This window comes from Streptosporangium sandarakinum, assembly GCF_050942225.1.
Lineage (GTDB): Bacteria > Actinomycetota > Actinomycetes > Streptosporangiales > Streptosporangiaceae > Streptosporangium > Streptosporangium nondiastaticum.
The window spans coordinates 8,207,184-8,228,272 of the sequence record NZ_CP192034.1 but is presented as its reverse complement, the minus strand read 5'-3'; the positions used below and the strand labels follow the sequence as shown (position 1 = coordinate 8,228,272).

Below are 21,089 nucleotides of genomic sequence, written 5' to 3'. Positions count from 1 at the left end.
CGTCGATCCGCGAACCCTGGGGCGCGACGGTCCGACCGTGATCAGAATCGTGGGGCACGGTCCACCTCCTAGCTCATGTGGAGCACACGAGTGCTCATGCCAGAGAAACCAGCGTACGTCAGTGAATGATGTCGTCTGCGTGGGGGGATGCGACAGTCTGAAACACGGACCCCCACTGGGCTACGATGCCAGCTGGGGACACCGTTTTCGCGGGGTTTTCGTCATGGCTCGCACTCGTCTCGCCAGGATTGGGGCCAACAGGTGTCGCGTCGGCTGGCCAACGTCACTCTCGACAATCTCGACGACCTGCCGCACCGGTGCCGCCGGTGCGTGTTCTGGGAGCTGGATCCCATGAGCGGCAACCGCGCCGTCGAGGCCGGGGACCCGGCGCTGGAGAAGGAGGCGTGGATCTCCTCCACCCTCCTGGAGTGGGGGAGCTGCGGGAAGATCGTCTATGTGGACGGCGTGCCCGCCGGGTTCGTGCTCTACGCGCCCCCGCACTACGTGCCCCGTTCGATAGCCTTCCCGACCTCGCCGGTCAGCGCCGACGCCGTGCTGCTGATGACCGCGCACATCATCCCGGAGTTCTCCGGGGGCGGCCTGGGCCGGATGCTGGTCCAGGGCGTCGCCAAGGACCTGACGCGGCGCGGGGTGCGGGCGATCGAGGCGTTCGGCGACCTGAAGTGGGAGCAGCCGGGGGCGTGCGTGATGCCCGCCGACTACCTGCTCTCGGTGGGTTTCAAGACCGTCCGGCCGCACCTGCGCTTCCCCAGGCTCCGTCTGGAGCTGAAGAACGCCGTGTCGTGGCGTGAGGACGTCGAGGTGGCTCTGGAGCGTCTGCTGGGCTCCATGACCCCGGAGCGGGCGCTGCGGCCGGTCTGAGGCGATCTCAGCCGCTCTCCGCCCCGCGCCGCCGCCATACGCCGCGGAACGACCGGCACGGCCGTACGGCACGGCGGGGATGACCGGCGCGGCGGACGCGGATCGGCGCGGCCGTGCGCCGGCACGCATGCGAAAGCCCCCTGCCGTGGGGTGGAAGGGGGCTTTCGCGGGTGGGTGTGCCGCTCGGAAGCGGTGGTACGGCCCGTGCGCCGTGGGGTGCGCCGTGCCGCAGGGGGCCTTTCCCGGCCCGTCCGTCCGGCCCCGCCGGAGCGGGGCCGCGCGGGCGGTCCTAGATGATGCCCTCGAGCTCGCGGAGCAGCATGGCCTTCGGCTTGGCGCCGATGATCTGCTTCACGACCTCTCCACCCTTGTAGACGTTCAGGGTCGGAATCTGGAGTACACCGTACTTGCCGGCGGTCGCCGGGTTCTCGTCGACGTTCAGCTTGACGATGGTCAGCTTGTCGGCCTGCTCACCGGCGATCTCCTCCAGGATCGGGGCGACCTGGCGGCACGGGCCGCACCACTCGGCCCAGAAGTCGACGAGAACGGGCTTGTCGTTCTTCAGGACGTCGGCGTCGAAGCTGGCGTCGGTCACGCTCTTGATGGCGCCCAAGGTCTTGCTCCCTTTTCGTGATCTCTGTGTCGGGGTCGTCGGTCGGGTCAGCTCTCGCGGTCGGCCAGCCAGCGCTCGGCGTCGAGCGCGGCGGCGCAGCCGGTGCCGGCGGCGGTGATCGCCTGCCGGTAGGTGTGGTCGACGACGTCGCCCGCGGCGAACACCCCGTCGGCGCTGGTGCGGGTCGAGGGGGCGTCGACCTTGATGTAGCCCTCCTCGTCGAGCTCGATCTGGCCCTTGAGGAGCTCGGTGCGCGGGTCGTGCCCGATCGCGATGAACAGGCCGGTGGCGGCCAGCTCGCTCTCCTCGCCCGTCTTGACGTTGCGCAGCCGGACCCCGGAGACCTTGGCGTCGCCGAGGACGTCGACCACCTCGCTGTCCCAGACGAAGCGGATCTTTTCGTTGGCGAACGCCCGGTCCTGCATGATCTTGCTGGCGCGCAGCTCGGCGCGGCGGTGCACGACCGTCACCGACCTGGCGAACCGGGTCAGGAAGGTCGCCTCCTCCATGGCGGTGTCGCCGCCGCCGACGACCACGATGTCCTGGTCGCGGAAGAAGAAGCCGTCACAGGTGGCGCACCAGGAGACGCCGTGGCCGGACAGGCGCTTCTCGTTGGGCACGCCCAGCTCGCGGTAGCCGGAGCCGGTGGCCAGGATCACGGTCTTGGCGTGGTAGGTGTCGGTGGCGGTCTTGACGACCTTGGGGTCGGCCTGCAGATCGACCTCCACGACGTCGTCGGCGACCAGCTCGGCACCGAACCGCTCCGCCTGCTTGCGGAGGTTGTCCATCAGGTCGGGTCCCATGATGCCGTCGGGGAAGCCGGGGAAGTTCTCCACCTCGGTGGTGTTCATCAGCGCGCCACCGGCCGTGACCGAGCCCTCGAAGACGAGGGGCCTCAGATCGGCGCGCGCCGAGTACACGGCCGAGGTGTAACCGGCGGGACCCGAGCCGATGATGATCACATTCCGGACGTCCATCACTGCGGTGCCTTCCCGTCGTCGTTGCCAGTGGCGTCAACAGATACTAAGCGCCGGTGATTCCCTCGCCCGAACCGGCGCGTCCACCTGCGGCGGCACCCTCTCCACCCGGTCCCCGCCGGGGGACCGCCCCGTGTGACGGCCGGCCGTACGGCGAGCCGGACCGGCCGTACGGCGGCGGCTTCGGTGGCGGGGCGGTGGAGGGCCGGGCCGTGCGTCGGGGGCGCGGCGGGAAGACGGAGGGCCCGGCACGGATGACTCCGTGCCGGGCCCCGATGTCCTCGCGGATCGTCCCCGAGGGCCTACTTCCAGCGGGCGAAGGCGGGCTTGCGAACGTTCTCGCACTGCGGGCCCACGACGTGCACGCGCACGGTGTTCTTCGCCTGGTTCTGCCAGAAGACCATGATGTTGGCCTCCTGACCGTTGTAGAAGCCCTGGTCCACCGCGAACGGGAACTTCCCGGTCTTCTTGGAGACCTGCTGCACGCACTGGTCGATCTTGGACGCGTCGGTCGCCTGGGCGGCGTCCACGATCTGGGCCGGGCCGATGTACTCCAGCAGCGAGCCGCTGAGCTCCTGCTCGGTGTAGTTCCAGTTGCTGTCGGTCAGCTGGTAGGCGGGCTCGCTGGCCGACGGGGGCAGGACTGTCGAGCCGCCCCGGTCCGTCCCGGTCGCGGTGAGCATGCCGGTCGACATCACGGTCGTGCCGATCACCGCCGCCGCGGCCACGCCCGCCACGGCGGGCAGGGCCCACCGGCGCCGCGCGGCTCCGGAGCCGCGACGCCGCCTGACCGGCGCCGGGACCACGGTGCCGTCGTCGCCGACGACTCCGAGGCGGGCGGCCGGAACGGCGGGCTCGCCGTCGAACTCACGGTCGCGGTCGTCACCGGCGACCTCCGGCCGTGTGGCGGGGGCGTCGCCGTCCCCTGCCGTTCCGGGCCGCGTGACAGGGATCACGGTGCCGTCGTCGCCGACGATCCCGAGGTGCGCCACCGGCTCCGGCACGGGGGAGGACGTCGTCTCCCACGGCGCGTCGCGCATTATGTCGTCCCAGGCCGGTGCCTCCACCAGGCCTACTCCACCTCCACGGAAGCTCTCGGCCTCAGCGGCCAGCGCACGGTCGATCCTGAGAGCGACTCCCATCGGCATGGCCGGGGTGGGCGTCGCGGCAAGCACCTCACGGACCGCTGCGAGGTCGGCGAGGCTTTCGCCACAGGGATCGCAGATCGCGAGATGCTCGCGTACCTGCAGAGCCGTGGCGGCGTCGAGAAGACCCTCAGCCAGTTCGGCAAGGGTCTCCAGGTCGTAGTGCGTGTCACCCGTCACGAAGTTCTGCTCCCTTCGCGGATGAGACGCGAGTGAGGTCTGATCGGTTCCGTAGGTGGGAAAGAATCGGGGCCAGTTTCGCCCGGCCGCGGGCGCACCTGCTCTTCACGGTGCCGCTCGGCACCCCGAGGACCTGGGCCGCGTCCTCGACGGAGTAGCCCATCATGTCCACGAGCACCAGCGCGGCGCGCTGGTCGGCGGGCAGCAGCCGGAGCGCGGACGAGACCTCCATGGAGACCTCGCGCTCGGCCGTCTGGTCCTGCACGGGGGTGTCGCGCTCGGCGGCCTCGACGAGCTCGTCGTCGGCGACCGGGCGGACTGACTTCCTGCGCATGCGGTCCAGGCACGCGTTCACCACGATGCGGTGCAGCCACGTGGTGACGGCCGCCTCGCCGCGGAAGCTGTCCGCCTTGCGGTAGGCGGAGACGAACGCGTCCTGTACGGCGTCGGCCGCCTCGTCGGGGTCGCCCAGCGTGCGCAGGGCGACCGCCCACATGCGGTCTCGGTGCCGCTTGACTATCTCACTGAAAGCGTGCGGGTCCCCGGCGATGTGCCGGGTCAGCAGATCGGCGTCGGACACGGCTGGCCGCGCCATCTGCTCCGCCGCTGGCGGGGTCTCTGGTGGGGAGTTCACAAGGAAAGTCCTGCTTATGCCGGTCCGGGGAGAATCACCACTACGGGATAGATGGTGCCACGAAATCTCCCATGATCGGCAAGAAGCGGGGTAAAAGCGTCTGAATCCGTACAGCTTTCACTTGGTGGCGAGGATCTTCACGTCCACGATCGTGCCGCGGTACTTCCCCTGGAAGGTCGGCATCCTGGTGAACCAGACGCACACGTAGCGGCCCTTGTGCGGGGAGTCGGCGCTGAAGGTCTTCTTGCCCCCGAGATCGGAGAACTTGTGGACGGCCTCCAGGGAGCCCAGGTCGGCGGACGGGCCGACCCGCAGCTCGGCCGTGCCGCCGGAGCCGGCCCCGAAGTCGATCGTGACCTGCTTGACCGGCACGCTCTCGCCGAGGTCGAGCAGCAGCCCGACGCCCTTCTTCAGGTTGCCGAAGTCCGCCGTGGAGTAGGACGCGCTGTGCCAGTCGGTGGAGGGCTTGCCGTCGATCGCGAACAACGCCAGTTCGTCGCGCTCGTCGCCGTTGTCGTCGCCCTGCGGGTCGAAACCGTCGGCGTTCTGGACCTTGGCCTCACGGGTGGCCGTGGCCGTCGTGGGCGTGGGCTTGGCGGTCGTGACGGCCACGGGCGGCTCGGAGGCGCCGATGCTGCGGCCGAGCGTCCAGGCGACCAGGCCGACGGCCACCATCACCAGCAGCACGACGAGGGTCATGGCGACCTTGTTGACCGTCCCGCCGCCCGCCGGGCGCGGCTGCTGGTAGGACTGCCGGTACGGCGGCGGGGTGGGGGGCACGCCGGCCGGGGCCGTCGCGGGCGCCGCCGCGGCGCCGGTGGGCGCCTCGGCGCGCGAGGCCGTCACCGGCGGCAGGGCCGTCGCGGGCAGCGGCATGGGCATGGGCGTGGGCCTCGGCACCGAGCTGAGCGCCTCGGCGAACTCCGCCGGCGTGGTCAGCGGGGTGAGCCCCTTGCGGCTCTCCGGCAGCAGCGCCCGGCAGGTGATGGTGTCGAGGTAACCGGGGACCCCGGCGGTGACCTGCCGCGGCGTGCAGTAGTGGCCGTCGTCCATGGGGGCGGTCGGCAGCCCGCCCTCCTTCTCCTCGCCCGGCCAGTGGCCGGTCAGCCCGGCGTACAACAGGCGGCCGAGGCCCTCGGTGTCGGTGCGGGCCGGGTCGTCGCCGGTGACGTCCGCCAGGGCGGCGTCGATGCCCACGCCCAGCAGCTTGACCGTGTTGCCGGAGGTCCACACCAGGTGATCGGGGGTCAGGCACAGGTGCGCGATGTCCGCCTCGTGCGCGTGGGCCAGCGCCTCGGCGGCCTCGGCGATCAGCGCGGCGGCCCGCTCGGGCTCCAGCGACCCTGAGGCGACCATGTCGCCGAAGGTCTCGCCGCTCACCCACTCGCTGACGACGTAGGAGCGCCCGTCGTCCTCGGTGGCGTCGAACACCTGGGTCAGGCGCGGGTCGGTCAGCCGGCTCGCCGCGCGGGCGGCGGTGACGACCTCGTTGAGGCGCGGGAAGTCGGGGTCGAAGGTGTGGACCGCGACGGGGCGGGCGAGCACCTCGTCGATCGCCTTCCACAGGGTGGCTCCGTCGGACTCGTGGACCCGGTCCTCAAGCCGGAAACGGTCGGCCAGTTTCGCGCCCGGCTCGACGGCGGCGGAGGAGCTCATGGGGTCTCCGCGACTGGGGACACGACGCCGCCATCCTCGACGGCCGACACGTCAGGACACATCACACTATGCCGGGTGGATCCGCCCACGCCCTCCTGCTTCCATTAGCCGCATGTCGTCACACGCGTCGCACCATGGTAGTCCCGCGCCGGTTCCGCCCGTGTTCCGCTTGTCAGACGCTTGGGACAAGTCTTGGGGTTACCGGCCTACCCGTCCTGCCACCATTCCAACGATCGAGCCGACCTCCGGGATGCGCATCCGTTGCGCGAAGGCCAGATAGAGCACCATACCGAGACCGCCGCCCGCGGCGAGCATGATGGCCGCGTTGAAAGGGGTCAGGTCGGCGAGTTCCCTGGTGATCCACAGCACACCGAGCGCGAGCGCCGCGGCCGGCAGGGCCGCGATGTACATCCGGGACAAACCGGCGGCCACCACGCGTCCGTTCAGCCCGCCCGCGCGGCGGGCGGCCAGTCGCCAGGCCACCACCGTGCCCGCGACGTAGGAGACGGTGAGCGCGAACGCCAGGCCCATGACGACGTACCGGGGGGGCAGGACGGCGGCGGCGAGGAAGCTGAGCGCGATGCTCACCGCCGTGTTGCCCGCCCCGATGAGGACCGGTGTCCGCGTGTCGCCGAAGGCGTAGAACACGCGCAGCAGGAGCTGGAAGAGCGAGAACGGCACCAGCGCCAGCCCGAAGACCTGCAGCACGCTGCCGATGTAGAGGGCGTTGGCGGGGTCGTTGTTGCCCCAGGAGTAGATCAGCACGGTCACGGCCGGGCCCAGCACCATCAGCAGCACCCCGGCGGGCACGAGCAGCGACGCCACCAGCCGCACACCCGAGGCGAACTCGTCGCGGACCGAGGTCAGGTCGCCCTCGGCGACCGAGCGGCTCATCCGGGGCAGCATCGCGGTGATCACCGAGACCGCGATGATCCCGTACGGGAGCTGGAAGAGCTGGAACGCCTGGGAGTAGGCGGTGTTGCCCGCGCCCGGCGCCTTGTCGCCGGCGGCGGAGGCGATGTTGGTGGTGACCAGGAAGCCGAGCTGGGTGATGGTCACGTACAGGAAGGTCCAGGAGCCGGCCTTGGCCATCTCGCCCAGCCCGGCCTGGCGCAGGTCGAACCGGGGCACGAGGCGGAAGCCCGCCCGGTGCAGCGAGACCATCAGCACCAGGCACTGGGCCACGATCCCGAGGGTCGTGCCGAGCCCCAGGACCGTCAGGTCGGAGCCGCTCACCGCGGTGACGTCCGCGCCCGCCGGGCCCGCCTTCACGTAGTACAGGGCCAGGACGGCGATCATCACGATGTTGTTCAGCACCGGCGCCCACATCGGGGCGGCGAACCGGTCGCGGGTGTTGAGGATCGCCCCGGCGAGTGCCCCGACGCCGACGAAGGCGACCTGCGGCAGGAGGTAGCGGGCCAGTGTGACCGTGACCTCGATCCGCTCCTGGCCCCAGTCGTGGGTGTAGAGGCCGATCAGCGGCCGGGCGAGCAGCACCGCGATGACGGTCAGCGCCACCAGCCCGAGCACGCCCGCGGTCATCAGCCGCTGCTCGTAGGCCCGTCCGCCGTCGGGGTCGGTCTTCTGCCGCCGCACGATCGACGGCACCACGACGCTGCTCAGAACCCCGCCGAGGAGGTAGTCGAACAGGATGAACGGGATCATGTTGGCGACGGTGTAGGCGTCGCCCATCTGCGCGCTGCCCAGCGCGGCCACCAGCACCGCCGAGCGGACGAACCCGGTGACGCGGGAGACCATCGTCCCCGCCGCCATGATCGCGCTCGCGCGCAGGACCCTGCTCATGGGCTTCCTTCCACTGGGGGACCCGCTCAGGACTCGGTGCCCGCGGGGGCGCCCGCCGGTCGCGGCGGGGCCGTCGGGGACGCCTGGGACGCCGCGACGCGGCGGGCCCCGCGGCGCCGCAGCACGCGCATGACCACGGCCGCCAGCATCACCGCCAGGGCCGCGCCCACGATCACCAGCGCGATGCCGGTGTAGCCGGTGGTCCGCACGGTCAGCTTCACCGGCTTGCCGTACTTGCGCTTGTCCTTGGTGACGAGCTGGACCGTCACGGTCGTCTGGCCGCCGATGGCGGTCGCCCGCATCGGGACCCGGATCGTGCGGTTCTGCCCGCCCGCGATGACGATGGGGGAGTCCTTGCTCTCGTACGGGTCGATCTCCAGCAGCTTCGGCTTGTCGGACGTCACCTGCAGCTGCACCGCGATCTCGCTGCCCGGCCCCGTCAGGTCGTTGCGGACGCTGATCGGCACGTTGCCGTCGGAGCCGGCCAGGGTGCGGAACTGCGGCTGGTCGCTGCCGCTGATGGAGACCTTGCCGATCCGCGCGTCGACGGCGGCCGCGACCTGCCTGACGTACGGCGTGGCGTCCTCGGTCCGGCCGCGCCAGGCGGAGGACGCCAGCCGCAGCAGCGCCGGCTCGAAGATGTCGAGGTCCTGCGCGGTGGTGACGCCGGTCGTCAGGTCGGCGCGGGAGTTCACGCGCTTGACGCTCGCCATGTACGGCTTGCCGAGCTCGGCCCGCCGGTCCTGCTCGGTGTAGGTGAGGCCGGACCGCGGCGTGACCGGCGACTTGGGCCGCTTGAGCGTGTCGAGCGTGACCGGGGAGAGCCAGGGCAGCGTGGCGGCCGCCTTGACGAGCCCGGTGACGTAGCCGGGGTCCGGGTGCCAGCGACGCGGCGGGACCGCGACGACGGTCTTCGCGGCGGTCCTGGGGGCGCCGGCCGAGCCGGCGGCGGGAACGGCCTGCTCGGCGCCGATCATCGCGGTCTCGGCGACGAACCGCTGGTGGTTCAGCGCCGCGGCCCCGGGGGCCGAGATGTCGGCGCCGAGGACCTCGCTCAGCGCCGTGTCGGCGACCAGCGCGGTGACCGGGCCGTCCACGCTCTCCAGGCGGGCGAAGGCGTCCGGGGTCGTGACCGGCGTGGCGGTGGTCGTGGTGGTGGCCGGGGCCGTGGGCGACACGGTGGGGTCGGCCGCGGACGGCAGGTTGCGCTCGTCGAGCAGCACCGTGTCGACGCCCGCACCGGCCAGCGCGTCCAGCCCGTCGTAGTCGATCATGCCGTTGACCGGCCAGTTGACGTAGTCGATGACGTCACGGCCGAGGGCCTCACGGCCGATGCGGGCCGCCGCCCCGATGCCGTTGCGCGCCGCGTCGTCCACGCCGTTGTGGGTCAGGGCGGTCACGTCGGGGTCGGCGTAGGGGGTGGCGATCACGGGCGGCCTGGCGAGGGCGGCGCGCAGGTCGCGCAGCCACCGGCCGGCCTCGGGGCTGGGCGGGCGCTTCACTGTCGCGTCCTTGGTCTTGACCGTGTGCGTCTTCGCCATGGCCTGGGCGTCGTCGAGCAGGGCGGGGTCGACCATCCAGGTGAGCCCCTTGGCCGAGGTGTTGTCCTGGGCGATCTTCAGCAGGTCGCCCAGCCGCTGCCCGGACGCCATGGACTTGGCCAGGGTGTCGTCGATGAAGGTGGCGTCGTCGGCCCGGCGCGGCTGGTCGATGACCGGCAGGACCATGGCGATCTTCGTGCGGGGGACCGTGACGTCCTTGGGGAGGTAGGTCAGCAGGGTGCGCTGGGCGACGACCTGCTGGCCGAAGCCGTCCAGCACCTCCAGCAGGATCGGGTAGACCCCGAACCGGTTGATGCCGAGCTGCTGCGGGGTGACCGTGAACTCCCAGGGCGCCTTGGCCGAGGGGGCGATCGTCGGCTCCAGGTACTGGTCGTGGTAGGAGTATGGCTGCGCGCCCTCACCCCCGAGGTAGGTCGCGAGGTCGGCGCGGCGGGCGAACGGCTGCGCCGAGTGGCGCAACCGGATCCGCAGGCCGTTGCGGGCCTCACCGGTGTTGGCGAAGAAACCGGAGATCCTGATCTCGGTCGTCGGATCGCGCGGCACGTCGGGGGTGATCGACTCCACCGCGAGCTGCGGCTCCTGGCGCCCCTGCCGGGCAGCAGCCGGGCGGCCGCCGGCCGCGGCCGTCCCGGCCTCGCGGGCCTCCGCCGCGGTCGTCTGGGCGTTCGCCGTACCAGCAGGGACCACGACGGCGGAGGAGAGCATCGTGGTGGTCATCACGGCGAGCAGGGCGGCCTTGCGGATCACGTGCCGGCCTGGGTCGGAGTACGGCGCACGCCCGTAATGCTATGGCCTATCCGGCGAGCGGGAAGGTCGCGGGCTCTCTCCGTGACCGGGATTGGACCAGGCCGATGGTCTTCCCTGGGACAAGGGCGAGCAGGTGATCCGCCCTGATCCGCAGGGCCGTACGGCGCTCTCCGGTGGGGGTGTGGACGACCTGCGTGGTCCTCGACAGCCGCTCGTCCACCAGGACGGGAAGGGTCTCCGGGAGCAGCAGCGGGCACACCAGCCCGGCGGCGTAGTCGGTGACGGAGTTCACAGCGAACGCCGTCGCCGGGCGGACCCGGCGGGCCCCCACGATGCCGCCGACGACGCCGGAGGCCGGTGGGGTGCCCACGGTGGAGACGACCGCCACCGGCTCGCGGCCGATACGGGTCGTGACCTCGAACACGGTGACCTCCACGCAGGTCGCCGGGCTCACCGACAGCAGGTCCGGCAGCTCCCGGACGGACGTCATCGCCCGGGGAAGGCGTACGATCTCATGGTGGACCTGGTGTGCGAGGAGCCAGCGGTGGATCGCGAGGGCGTCCTTCATGTGTGTGCTCCTTGCCTCGACTGTCTCGACGCACGGCCCCCGACGGTCTCTTACCGACCGTAACCTGGTGATCGCTTCAGGTGTATCCCCGCAGGGAACATGTTTAGTAACCGAAGGACCTACCCGGCTTGTCCCTTTCAAATCTGACCGAGAGCCAGCGGAGCGGCGTGACCGAGCTGTTCCGGAAGATCGCCCCCGTGGCCGACGAACTCGGCGAGCTCTTCGCGGCCGACGGACACCAGATCGCCCTCGTGGGCGGTTCCGTCCGCGACGTCTTCCTGGGCAGGATCGGCAACGACCTCGACCTCACCACCGACGCGCGCCCGGAGACCGTCCTGGCGCTGGTGCGCGACTGGGCCGACTCCGTCTGGACGGTCGGCATCGACTTCGGCACGGTGGGCGTGCGCAAGGACGGCTGGCTGCTGGAGATCACGACCTACCGCAGCGAGTCCTACGACCCCGCCTCCCGCAAGCCCGAGGTGTCCTACGGCGACACGCTGGAGGGCGACCTCGCCCGTCGTGACTTCGCGATCAACGCGATGGCGCTGCGGCTGCCCTCCCGCGAGTTCGTCGACCCGCACGGCGGCCTGGACGACCTGCACGCCCGGATGCTGCGCACCCCGGGCCCGCCCGAGCGGTCCTTCGACGACGACCCGCTGCGGATGCTGCGGGCCGCCAGGTTCGCCAGCCAGCTCGGTTTCACCGTGGACGACGCGGCGCTCGCCGCGATGCGCGAGATGGCCGGGCGCATCGACATCGTCTCCGCCGAGCGGATCCGCGAGGAGCTCAACAAGCTGATCTGCGGCGACGACCCCCGCCGCGGGCTGTCGATCCTGGTCGACACGGGGCTCGCCGCGCACGTCCTGCCCGAGCTGCCCCGGCTCCGCCTGGAGATCGACGAGCACCACCGGCACAAGGACGTCTACGAGCACACGCTGATCGTGCTGGAGCAGGCGATCGACCTGGAGGAGGACGGCCCCGACCGGGTCCTGCGCTGGGCCGCGCTGCTGCACGACGTGGGCAAGCCCAAGACCCGCCGCCACGAGCAGGGCGGCCGGGTCTCCTTCCACCATCACGAGGTGGTGGGCTCCCAGCTCGCCAGGCGGCGGCTGACCGAGCTGAGGTTCCCCAAGGACGTGGTGGCCGACGTGTCCCGCCTGGTGGAGCTGCACCTTCGCTTCCACGGCTACGGCACCGGCGAGTGGACCGACTCGGCCGTGCGCCGCTACGTCCGCGACGCCGGGCACCTGCTCGACCGCCTGCACAAGCTGACCCGCGCCGACTGCACCACCCGCAACCGCCGCAAGGCCCAGGCCCTGTCGCGGACCTACGACCAGCTTGAGGAGCGCATCGCCCGGCTGGCCGAGGAGGAGGAGCTCGGCAAGATCCGCCCGGAGCTCGACGGCAACGAGATCCAGTCCGTCCTCGGCATCCCGCCGGGCCCGGCCGTCGGCCGCGCCTACAAGTTCCTCCTGGAGATGCGGCTGGAGTCGGGCGTCGTCGGCAAGGAGGCCGCCACGGAGGCCCTCCTCGCGTGGGCCGGGGAGAACGGGCTGACGGCCGCCGGGGAGTGACCGGCCCGTCCGCCCCGCGACCGGCGCGGCGGGCACGGCGCCCGGGTCGTACGGCGGGCCGTCCCGGGGCGGATCACGACGGCGACGGCTCCGGACGGGTCACGACGGCGACGACGGCAGCGGCTCGCGCGACCGGTCCGGCGCCACGGCCCGGTAGGCCAGCGCGCCCGCCAGGTATCCGACGCAGATGACCGAGAGCACGACCAGCGATTTCCCGTTGGGCGGCAGCATCACCGCGGCCAGGGCGGCGGCGAGCACGTACGTGCCGTTGAAGAGCATGTCGTAGATCGAGAACGCCCGCCCGAGGTAGAGATCCTCGACGTCGCGCTGGACGCTCGTGTCCGCGCAGATCTTGACGCTCTGCCCGGCGATGCCCAGCACGAAGCCGGCGGCCGCGAAGGCCCACTGGTGGAACGACGCGCAGAGCACGAACGTCAGCACCCCGGCGGTGGCGAGCATGACCGGCACCCAGGTCTCGATGCCGAAGCGCGCGGTCGCCCACGGCGTGACCAGGATCGCCAGGAAGTAGCCCACCCCGGAGGCGGCCAGCACCAGGGTGACCGCGTTCAGCGCGCTCTCGGCGCTCTCGGCGAAGTAGTAGCGCGACAGCAGCACCAGCATCGCCGTGCACATGCCGTACATGAACCGGTGGGTCGCCATCGCACCCAGGGCGGCGCTCGCGGCGCGGCGGTGGGCGATGTGCCGGGCGCCGTCGGCCAGCCCGCGGAGGACGTTGCGCACCGCCTCACGGGCCTGCGGCCGGCCGGGGTCGTCGGCCGGGCCGAGCAGCCCGCGGTCCATGGTCCTGGCGACCAGGCCGCTGGCGCAGAAGATGATCGCGGAGAAGGCCAGCAGCACCGCCGTGCCCCGGTCGTCGCCCCCGACGGCCAGTCGCAGCGCGTAGCCCAGGCCCACGCCGAGGAAGGTCACCACCGTCCCGGAGGTGGGGGTGACCGCGTTGGCCACCATCAGCCGGTCGGCCGGGACGACGTGCGGCAGCGCGGCCCCGAGCGCGGCCAGGAAGAACCGGTTGACGCCGAGGACGGCGAGCGCGGCGGCGTAGAAGACCGGGTCGGGGGCGTCCGAGACGACGATGGCCGCGGTCGCCAGCAGCAGCGCGCCGCGCACCAGCGGCGAGATCACCAGGATCCGCTGCCGGGACCACCGGTCGATGAACACGCCCACGAAGGGGCCCAGTATCGAGTACGGCAGGAACAGCACGGCCAGGCCGGCGGCGACGGCGGCGGCGCTCGTGTTCGTCTCGGGGCTGAAGAAGGCGAATCCGGTCACCGCGAACTGGAAGACCCCGTCGGAGAACTGTGAGACCAGGCGGGTCGCGTACAGCCGCCGGAAATCCCGGCCTTCCAGGACGACGCGGAGATCGGAGAGGAACGACACCCGATCAGCGTACGCGGGGCCACCGGTCCGGGCATCGGGGAAATCCCTGAGAAGCCGTTCGGCCGTGGTCGGACCTTCGTGAACCGGTGCTCACCGCACTACACGGACCTTTCATGAACTAACGCTCATGGGACCCGGTGTACCGGCATGGTCACGTACCCTCGGTCGGGTGACACGTGATGAACACGTCGTGCTCGTCGACACCGAGGGCAATGCGATCGGCACCGCCTCCAAGGCGACGGTGCACGGCTCCGACACCCCGCTGCATCTGGCCTTCTCCAGCTACGTGTTCGACGACCAGAGCCGGGTGCTGCTCACCCGCCGGGCGTCACACAAGATCACATGGCCGGACGTCTGGACCAACAGCTGCTGCGGTCACCCGCTGCCCGGGGAGCCGGTCCCGGCCGCGGTGATCCGCCGGCTCTCCTATGAGCTCGGGCTGGAGGTGGAGCGGGTGGACCTGATCCTGCCGCGCTTCTCCTACCGCGCGGTCATGGACAACGGGATCGTCGAGCGCGAGCTCTGCCCGGTCTACCGCGCCGTCGTCGCCCGCGACGCCGCGCCCAACCCCGAGGAGGTGGGCGAGGTCCGCTGGATGCCGTGGAAGGAGTTCGCCGCCGGGGTGCTCGACGGCAGCCTGGAGATCTCCCCGTGGTGCCGGGAGCAGATCCCCCACCTCGACCGGCTCGGCGCCGACCCGATGTCCTGGCCGGTCGCCGACCCGGCGGAGCTGCCGCCCGCCGCCCGCTGAGCGACCGCGGGAAGCCCCCGCCCAGGCGGGCGGAGGACCACGTCGGCCGTGATCGTCCCGCGGAACGGCGGAAGCCCCCCGCCCAGGCGGGCGGAGGGCTTCGTCACCGGCGGGGCGTCAGCGCTCGACCTCGCCGCGGATGAACTTCTCGACGTACTCGCGAGCCTCGTCGTCGGAGTACTGCTCCGGCGGGGACTTCATGAAGTAGGACGAGGCCGACAGGATCGGACCGGCGATGCCGCGGTCCATGGCGATCTTGGCGGCCCGGACGGCGTCGATGATGATGCCGGCGGAGTTCGGGGAGTCCCAGACCTCCAGCTTGTACTCCAGGTTCAGCGGGGTGTCGCCGAAGGAGCGGCCCTCCAGGCGGACGTAGGCCCACTTGCGGTCGTCCAGCCACGGCACGTGGTCCGACGGGCCGATGTGCACATCGGCCTTGCCCATCTCGTGCGGGATCTGCGAGGTGACGGACTGCGTCTTGGAGATCTTCTTGGACTGGAGGCGCTTGCGCTCCAGCATGTTCATGAAGTCCATGTTGCCGCCGAAGTTCAGCTGGTAGGTGCGGAGCAGCTCCACACCGCGGTCTTCGAACAGCTTGGCCATGACGCGGTGCGTGATGGTGGCGCCGACCTGCGACTTGATGTCGTCGCCGACGATCGGCACGCCCGCCTCGGTGAACTTCTGCGCCCACTCGGGGTCGGAGGCGATGAACACCGGCAGCGCGTTGACGAACCCCACCTTGGCGTCGATGGCGCACTGGGCGTAGAAGCGGTCGGCCTCCTCCGAGCCCACCGGCAGGTAGGAGACGAGGACGTCGACCTGGTTCTCCTTGAGGACCCGCACGACGTCGACCGGATCCTCGTCGGACTCCTCGATCATGTCGCGGTAGAACTCGCCCAGGCCGTCGAAGGTGTGGCCGCGCTGCACGGTGACGCCGAGCGGCGGCACGTCGCAGATCTTGATGGTGTTGTTCTCCGACGCCACGATCGCCTCGGACAGGTCGCGCCCGACCTTCTTGGCGTCGACGTCGAACGCCGCGACGAACTCGACGTCACCGACGTGGTAGTCGCCGAACTTGACGTGCATCAGGCCCGGCACCCGGGTGCCGGGATCGGCGTCCCTGTAGTAGTGCACGCCCTGTACGAGCGACGAGGCACAGTTGCCAACACCGACAATGGCTACGCGCACCGAACCCATGGCACTCGCTCCCCTTGGTCGTTAGTCGTCAGTTGTCACCCGGAACGGAACGCCGTCCCGGGTTATCAGATCCGGGCACGGGAGCCCGGGGTGTTTCCTCTTGTGGAACGTCCTCGGCCGAACGCCGGGCCTCCGCCGCCGACGACTCGCGCCGCTCGGTGGCGATCAGCTCGTTCAGCCAGCGCACCTCGCGCTCCACCGACTCCAGCCCGTGGCGCTGCAGTTCGAGGGTGTAGCTGTCGAGCCGTTCCCTCGTCCGGGCCAGGGCCGTGCGGACGCCGTCGAGCCGCTCTTCGAGCCGGCTGCGACGGCCCTCGAGGATGCGCAGACGCACCTCGGCCTCCGTGTGCCTGAAGAAGGCGAAGTGGATGCCGAAGCTCTCATCTTCCCAGGCGGACGGGCCGGCCTGGGTCAGCAGGTCCTGGAGCCGCTCCTTGCCCTCGGCGGTCAGCCGGTAGACGATCTTCGATCGCCGCCCGGTGAGCGTTATGGGACTCTCCGCCGGGGCAGGGGCACCGTCCGCCCCGTCGTCCTCGACGATGAGGCCGTCCGCCAGCAGCTGGCGGAGGCAGGGATACAGCGAGCCGTAGGAGAACGCCCGGAACATCCCGAGCAGGGAGTTCAGACGTTTGCGCAGCTCGTAGCCGTGGAGTGGAGTCTCGTGCAACGACCCGAGCACGGCGAGCTCCAGCACGCCGCTACGCCCGCTGGCCACAGGAGAACACCACCTCTCGCGTCGATGTATCGCTCCGATACATCAGGAGGATACGTCGGGCCGTCATACTCCGCAATCAATGACTTTCTCAAGATGTTGGGAGGAAACCGTAAAAAGCCGTAGTCTGGCGGCTATGTGGTCACGGTCGATCGTGGTGAGGAACGGCTCCCGCATGGCCCGGACCGCCTGTCGATGCGGGAAATCCCGGCCCGGTGCGGCCGAGGTCTGCCAAGGTTGTTCCGGGAGCCACCGGAAGACCTCGTTCGTCCTCGGTAACGGAGATCCACCCCAATGGGCCGGCCAGTTGTGGGCCAAGGCGACGAGATCATCCATCCGCGGGAGGTAACCTCGCCGCGCCTGTACGCCGCCGTAGACCTTGACGACCGAACGAGGACGCGTGAGTTACAGCAGCAGCAATGACCCGGAGCCGGACGGATACCGGCAGCGCCCGGACGCTCCGGCTCGCCAGGGGCGGCGCCGCCGCTCTAGCGCGGGGGCCGCTTCCCAACCGCTTCCCCCGGCGCAACCCTCTCAAACCGGTGACATGACCGCGGGCCGCGGGCCGTCCCAGGCGCAGCCGGGGCGTCCCCCGTACGGCGCGGGCCAGAACGACACGGTACGGCTGCCGCAGGGCGTGGGGCCCGACCCCCGCGCGCCGTACGGCTCCGCCGCCGGCCGCCGCCCGGAGGCGGCCTTCGAGGACACCCAGGCGATGCTCGCCGCGGCGCGGGGCGCCGCCCCGCGGGCGGCCCAGGGGACGGAGGCCACGCCGCGGGGCAGGAGACCCGGGTGCGGGGAGCCGGTCCGGGGAACCGTTCCCTGGACGACAACGAGACCCAGGTGGCCGGCCGGTTCGCGGCCGAGGGCGTGGCGGGCGCCAGGGCGCGCAGGCGGGCACGCGGGCGCGGGGCGTCCGGGCCGGGCGGCCCCAAGGGCCCCGGTGACGACGGGTTCGGCGATGACGGACACGGCGACGACGGGTCCGGCGGCGGGAGGCGCAGGGGCTGGAAGCGGTTCCTGCCGAGCTGGAAGATCCTGGTGGCCGGCTTCGTGGTCGTCGTCGCCGGTGTCTTCGGCATGATCGCGGTCGGCTACGCCAACACGCCCGTCCCGTTGGACCGGGACGCCAAGGACAGCGTGGACGACCGGGGCAGCGTCTTCTACTACGCCGACGGCAAGACCCCCATCGCCCGCATGGGCGTCAAGCGCACCCCGGTGACGATCAAGCAGATCCCCCTGCACGTCCAGGACGCGGTGATCGCCCTGGAGAACAGGACCTTCCGCACCGACAGCGGCATCGACATCAAGGGCATGGCCCGCTCGCTGGTGAGCACGGCGTCCGGCACCCAGCTCCAGGGCGCCTCGACCATCACCCAGCAGATGGCCCGCAACTACTACGGCGGCCTCAGCCAGGATGTGTCGATCAAGCGGAAGATCAAGGAGATCTTCGTCGCCGTCAAGATCAGCAAAGAGCTGCCCAAGGACGAGATCCTCACCCGCTACCTGAACACGATCTACTTCGGCCGCGGCGCCAACGGCATCGAGGCCGCCGCCAAGGCGTTCTTCGGCAAGCACGTCTGGGAGCTCACCCCGCCGCAGGGCGCCTACCTCGCCGGCCGGATCCAGAACCCGAGCCGCTTCGACGTGCTGGAGCAGGAGGGCAACTACGCCGCCACCAAGGAGCGCTACACCATCGCGCTGCGGAACATGGCGGAGATGGACCCGGCGAAGTACGGCAAGTACGCCGGCGTCCCCTTCGAGAAGCTCAAGTTCGCGAAGGTCAAGACCCCCGACATCTACAAGGGCGTCCGCGGCTTCATGCTCGACATCGTGCGCAAGGAGCTCGCGCAGCGCGGCATCACCAAGGAGATGCTGGAGACCCGGGGACTGAAGGTCTACACGACCTTCGACAAGCAGAAGATGGAGGACGCCCAGAAGGTGGTCAAGGCCCGCACCGCCGGCCTCGACCCCACCATCCACGCCAGCATCGCCTCGGTGGACCCGAGGAACGGCCGGGTGGTCGCCTTCTACAGCGGCGACGACTACCTCCGCGTGTACGGCAACCGCGCGTTCTCCGCGCCCAAGCAGGCGGCGTCGGCGTTCAAGCCGTACGTCCTCGCGGCGTGGCTGGAGAAGGGTTACTCCCTCGACAGCTACGTTGACGGCGTGTCGAAGATCAAGATGCCGGGCACCACGGAGATCGGCAACTCCCACGCCGCGCCGTACGGGCCGATCAACATGGTCAAGGCCATGGCCGACTCGGTGAACACCGTCTTCGCGCAGATGGGCGAGAAGGTCGGCCTGGACAGCGTCGCCCAGATCGCCAAGGACGCCGGGGTCGGCGAGGAGGCCAAGAAGATCCCGGACTACCGCGGCCTGAACGCGGTGGACTACGCGGTCCAGGAGCAGAAGTACCAGACCACGATCGGTGTCGCCTCGGTCACCCCGGTCGAGCAGGCCGCCGGCTACTCGATCTTCGCCAACGCCGGCAAGCACGCCGACTGGCACACCGTCATCAAGGTGACCGACGCCACCGGGGTGGTGCTGCCCGAGCTGGCCACGACCCGGGAGGTCATCACCCCCGAGGCCGCGGCCGACGTGACCGTCGCGCTGCAGGCCGTCGTCAAGAGCGGCACCGGCACCGCGGCCAGCCTCGGCACCCGGCCGGTGGCCGGCAAGACCGGCACGAACAACGCCTACAAGGACGCCTGGTTCGTCGGCTTCACCCCGCGGCTGGTCACCGCGGTCGGCATGTCCAAGGACGTGCCGTACAACAAGCCGGTCGGCGCCGCCGGCCGGCGCCCGCTCAAGGTCGACAAGTACGGCCAGCCGTCCAAGAAGATCAAGACGGTGTTCTGGGCCGAGGAGCCGATGCCGTCCTTCATCGGCGGCGGCGGCACCCCGACCCAGATCTGGCACGACTACATGGCCCTGGCCACCGCCAAGGACCCGATCGAGCAGTTCCCGCCGAAGGCCGGTGTCGGACAGCCGAACAACCTGGTCGAGCCCAAGCCGACCCCGTCGGCGACGGAGGAGTCCGAGCAGCCCGAGGACCCGTTCGACCAGAGCTGGCCGGACGACGGCGGCACGGACAACCCGTCCGTGGACGACGGAAGCTGCCAGCCCGGCGACCTGTCCTGTGACACGCCGGAGGACACCACCGACGACGCGCCCTTCCCCGACGACGGCGGGGGCGGCGACATCGGCAACGGCAACGGCGGTGGAAACGGCAACGGTCCCGGGAACGGCAACGGCGGCGGCGACGTCGGCACCACGAGTCCCGGCGCGGCGATCATGCCGAGCCCCGAGCCGTCCCGCCGGCGTCCCTGATGAAGGGGAACCGGCCCGGGTGGCCCGCCCCGTCCCGCGAGCGCGGAGGGATCCCGTACCTCCCCCTGGCCCTGCTCGCGGGGCTGGGGGCGGTGCTCGCCTACCTGTGGAAGTGGCCGTGCCGCTTCGGCGGGGCGTGGAACGACGGCACCCTCCAGTTCACCAACTTCTGCTACACGGACATCTATCCGCTGTGGTGGAACGAGAAGCTCAACGAGGGCAAGGTTCCCTACTTCGACCACCCCGTCGAGTACCCCGTCGGCATCGGCGGGATCATGGAGTTCTTCCGCCGGATCGTCACGCCGATGAGCGACCCCCCGACGGCGTTCTACGACCTCACCGCGGTCCTGATGGCCGTCTGCCTGGTCGGGGGCGTGCTGCTGACGGCGGCGCTCGCCGGGCCGGCCCGCCGCTGGGACGCCGCGTGGTACGCGCTCGCCCCGGCGCTGATCCTCACCGCCTACATCAACTGGGACCTGGCGGCGGGGGTCCTCGCGCTCGGCGGGCTGCTGGCCTGGTCCAGGGGGCGGCACGTGTTCGCCGGAGTCCTGCTCGGGCTGGCCGTCGCCACCAAGTTCTACCCGCTGATGTTCCTCGGGCCGCTGTTCCTGCTGACCTGGCGCACCGGCCGGTGGAAGGAGTTCGGCCGGACCGTCGCCGGCGCGGCCGGGAGCTGGCTCGTCGTCAACGTGCCGATCATGCTCCTGGCCTTCGACGGCTGGAAGCGGTTCTACGTCTTCAGCCAGGAGCGCCCCGCCGACTGGGGGTCGGTCTGGTACTTCTTCTCCCAGAAGCAGTGGCCGCTGCTGGGCGACCCCGACCGGGTCGACAGCCTGGGTGTCATCTCGCTGGCCCTGCTCTGCCTGGGCATCGCGCTGCTCGCGCTGGCCGCGCCGACCAGGCCCCGGCTGATGCAGCTCTGCTTCCTGGCGCTGGCCGCGTTCATGCTGACCAACAAGGTGTGGTCGCCGCAGTACGTGCTCTGGCTGATCCCCTTCGCGGTGCTGGCCCGGCCGAACTGGAAGCCGCTCGCGCTGTGGATGGCCGCCGAGTGCTGGTACTTCTTCGCGATCTGGCTCTATCTCGTCGCCCTCCAGCCGGGCAACGCCGACCTCGGCATCGCCGGCGACACCTACTTCACCGCGGTGTGGGGCCGGGCGATCGCCATCATGGTCATGATGGCCTTCGTGGTCCGTGACATCCTGCGGCCGGAGAAGGACGTGATCCGCAGGGGCGGCGTCGACGACCCGTCCGGAGGCGTCTTCGACGAGGCCCCCGACCGGTTCCGTCTCGGCGGCTCCCCCGGCTTCGTGCTCCCCGACCATGACCCCGCGCGCGCCTGAACCCGGGCCGGGAC

At 70.9% G+C, this 21,089-nt stretch carries 16 protein-coding genes; 5 read left to right on the top strand and 11 right to left on the bottom strand.

From position 1 onward, the window contains the following. The first annotated feature begins 261 nt into the window (after window positions 1-261). Window positions 262-882: a GNAT family N-acetyltransferase gene (locus ACQP10_RS37755; RefSeq protein WP_346018310.1), complete on the top strand. Its 621-nt coding sequence runs from the start codon at window positions 262-264 to the stop codon at window positions 880-882. 289 nt (window positions 883-1,171) lie between these two features. Here the strand turns inward: ACQP10_RS37755 and trxA are convergent, their stop codons facing one another. From trxA to ACQP10_RS37715, 8 genes are all read right to left on the bottom strand, one after another. Beyond that, the gene (gene trxA, locus ACQP10_RS37750) at window positions 1,172-1,495 is read right to left on the bottom strand and encodes a thioredoxin (protein WP_179821647.1); all 324 of its coding nucleotides are present in this window, start codon (window positions 1,493-1,495) and stop codon (window positions 1,172-1,174) included. A 47-nt stretch (window positions 1,496-1,542) separates the two neighbouring features. Continuing rightward, a complete protein-coding gene (gene trxB / locus ACQP10_RS37745; RefSeq protein ID WP_179821649.1) occupies window positions 1,543-2,475 on the bottom strand; it encodes a thioredoxin-disulfide reductase in 933 nt (310 codons plus the stop codon). Window positions 2,476-2,774: 299 nt separating this feature from the next. Continuing rightward, the gene (locus ACQP10_RS37740; protein WP_392570620.1) at window positions 2,775-3,797 is read right to left on the bottom strand and encodes an anti-sigma factor family protein; all 1,023 of its coding nucleotides are present in this window, start codon (window positions 3,795-3,797) and stop codon (window positions 2,775-2,777) included. Further along, a complete protein-coding gene (gene sigM, locus ACQP10_RS37735; protein ID WP_179821653.1) occupies window positions 3,787-4,392 on the bottom strand; it encodes an RNA polymerase sigma factor SigM in 606 nt (201 codons plus the stop codon). Before sigM ends, ACQP10_RS37740 begins: the two co-directional genes overlap by 11 nt. 156 nt (window positions 4,393-4,548) lie before the next feature. Beyond that, window positions 4,549-6,087 (bottom strand): protein kinase family protein, encoded by a 1,539-nt coding sequence (locus ACQP10_RS37730; protein WP_346018312.1) that lies wholly within the window; start codon window positions 6,085-6,087, stop codon window positions 4,549-4,551. Between the two features lie 198 nt (window positions 6,088-6,285). Then, window positions 6,286-7,890 carry a murein biosynthesis integral membrane protein MurJ gene (murJ, locus tag ACQP10_RS37725; RefSeq protein ID WP_399498630.1) on the bottom strand — a complete coding sequence of 535 codons (1,605 nt, stop codon included), beginning with the start codon at window positions 7,888-7,890 and terminating at the stop codon, window positions 6,286-6,288. A 26-nt stretch (window positions 7,891-7,916) separates the two neighbouring features. Next, window positions 7,917-10,199, bottom strand: coding sequence for a hypothetical protein (locus ACQP10_RS37720; RefSeq protein ID WP_433540619.1), 2,283 nt, complete (start codon window positions 10,197-10,199; stop codon window positions 7,917-7,919). 46 nt (window positions 10,200-10,245) lie between these two features. Then, window positions 10,246-10,767: an aminoacyl-tRNA deacylase gene (locus ACQP10_RS37715; RefSeq protein ID WP_346018315.1), complete on the bottom strand. Its 522-nt coding sequence runs from the start codon at window positions 10,765-10,767 to the stop codon at window positions 10,246-10,248. Window positions 10,768-10,895: 128 nt separating this feature from the next. On the opposite strand from ACQP10_RS37715, the gene ACQP10_RS37710 reads away from it, so the two are divergent. Further along, window positions 10,896-12,341 carry a CCA tRNA nucleotidyltransferase gene (locus tag ACQP10_RS37710; protein ID WP_346018316.1) on the top strand — a complete coding sequence of 482 codons (1,446 nt, stop codon included), beginning with the start codon at window positions 10,896-10,898 and terminating at the stop codon, window positions 12,339-12,341. Between the two features lie 99 nt (window positions 12,342-12,440). Here the strand turns inward: ACQP10_RS37710 and ACQP10_RS37705 are convergent, their stop codons facing one another. Next, window positions 12,441-13,739: an MFS transporter gene (locus tag ACQP10_RS37705; protein WP_346018317.1), complete on the bottom strand. Its 1,299-nt coding sequence runs from the start codon at window positions 13,737-13,739 to the stop codon at window positions 12,441-12,443. Between the two features lie 169 nt (window positions 13,740-13,908). Between ACQP10_RS37705 and idi the strand changes: the two genes are divergently transcribed. Next, window positions 13,909-14,490, top strand: coding sequence for an isopentenyl-diphosphate Delta-isomerase (gene idi / locus ACQP10_RS37700; protein WP_346018318.1), 582 nt, complete (start codon window positions 13,909-13,911; stop codon window positions 14,488-14,490). Window positions 14,491-14,607: 117 nt separating this feature from the next. Here idi and ACQP10_RS37695 read toward each other — a convergent pair whose 3' ends face one another. Continuing rightward, on the bottom strand, window positions 14,608-15,687 hold the full coding sequence (locus tag ACQP10_RS37695; RefSeq protein WP_346018319.1) for an inositol-3-phosphate synthase: 1,080 nt from the start codon (window positions 15,685-15,687) through the stop codon (window positions 14,608-14,610). A gap of 28 nt (window positions 15,688-15,715) precedes the next feature. Then, window positions 15,716-16,402 carry a PadR family transcriptional regulator gene (locus tag ACQP10_RS37690; RefSeq protein WP_179821673.1) on the bottom strand — a complete coding sequence of 229 codons (687 nt, stop codon included), beginning with the start codon at window positions 16,400-16,402 and terminating at the stop codon, window positions 15,716-15,718. Between the two features lie 789 nt (window positions 16,403-17,191). On the opposite strand from ACQP10_RS37690, the gene ACQP10_RS37685 reads away from it, so the two are divergent. Together ACQP10_RS37685 and ACQP10_RS37680 are read left to right on the top strand one after the other, a co-directional pair. Beyond that, window positions 17,192-19,732, top strand: a complete 2,541-nt coding sequence (locus tag ACQP10_RS37685; protein WP_433540618.1) for a transglycosylase domain-containing protein — start codon at window positions 17,192-17,194, stop codon at window positions 19,730-19,732. Further along, complete coding sequence (locus ACQP10_RS37680; protein ID WP_389992807.1) at window positions 19,732-21,075, top strand: glycosyltransferase family 87 protein; 1,344 nt, start codon at window positions 19,732-19,734, stop codon at window positions 21,073-21,075. The genes ACQP10_RS37685 and ACQP10_RS37680 overlap by 1 nt, the downstream gene beginning before the upstream one ends. Window positions 21,076-21,089: the final 14 nt, after the last annotated feature.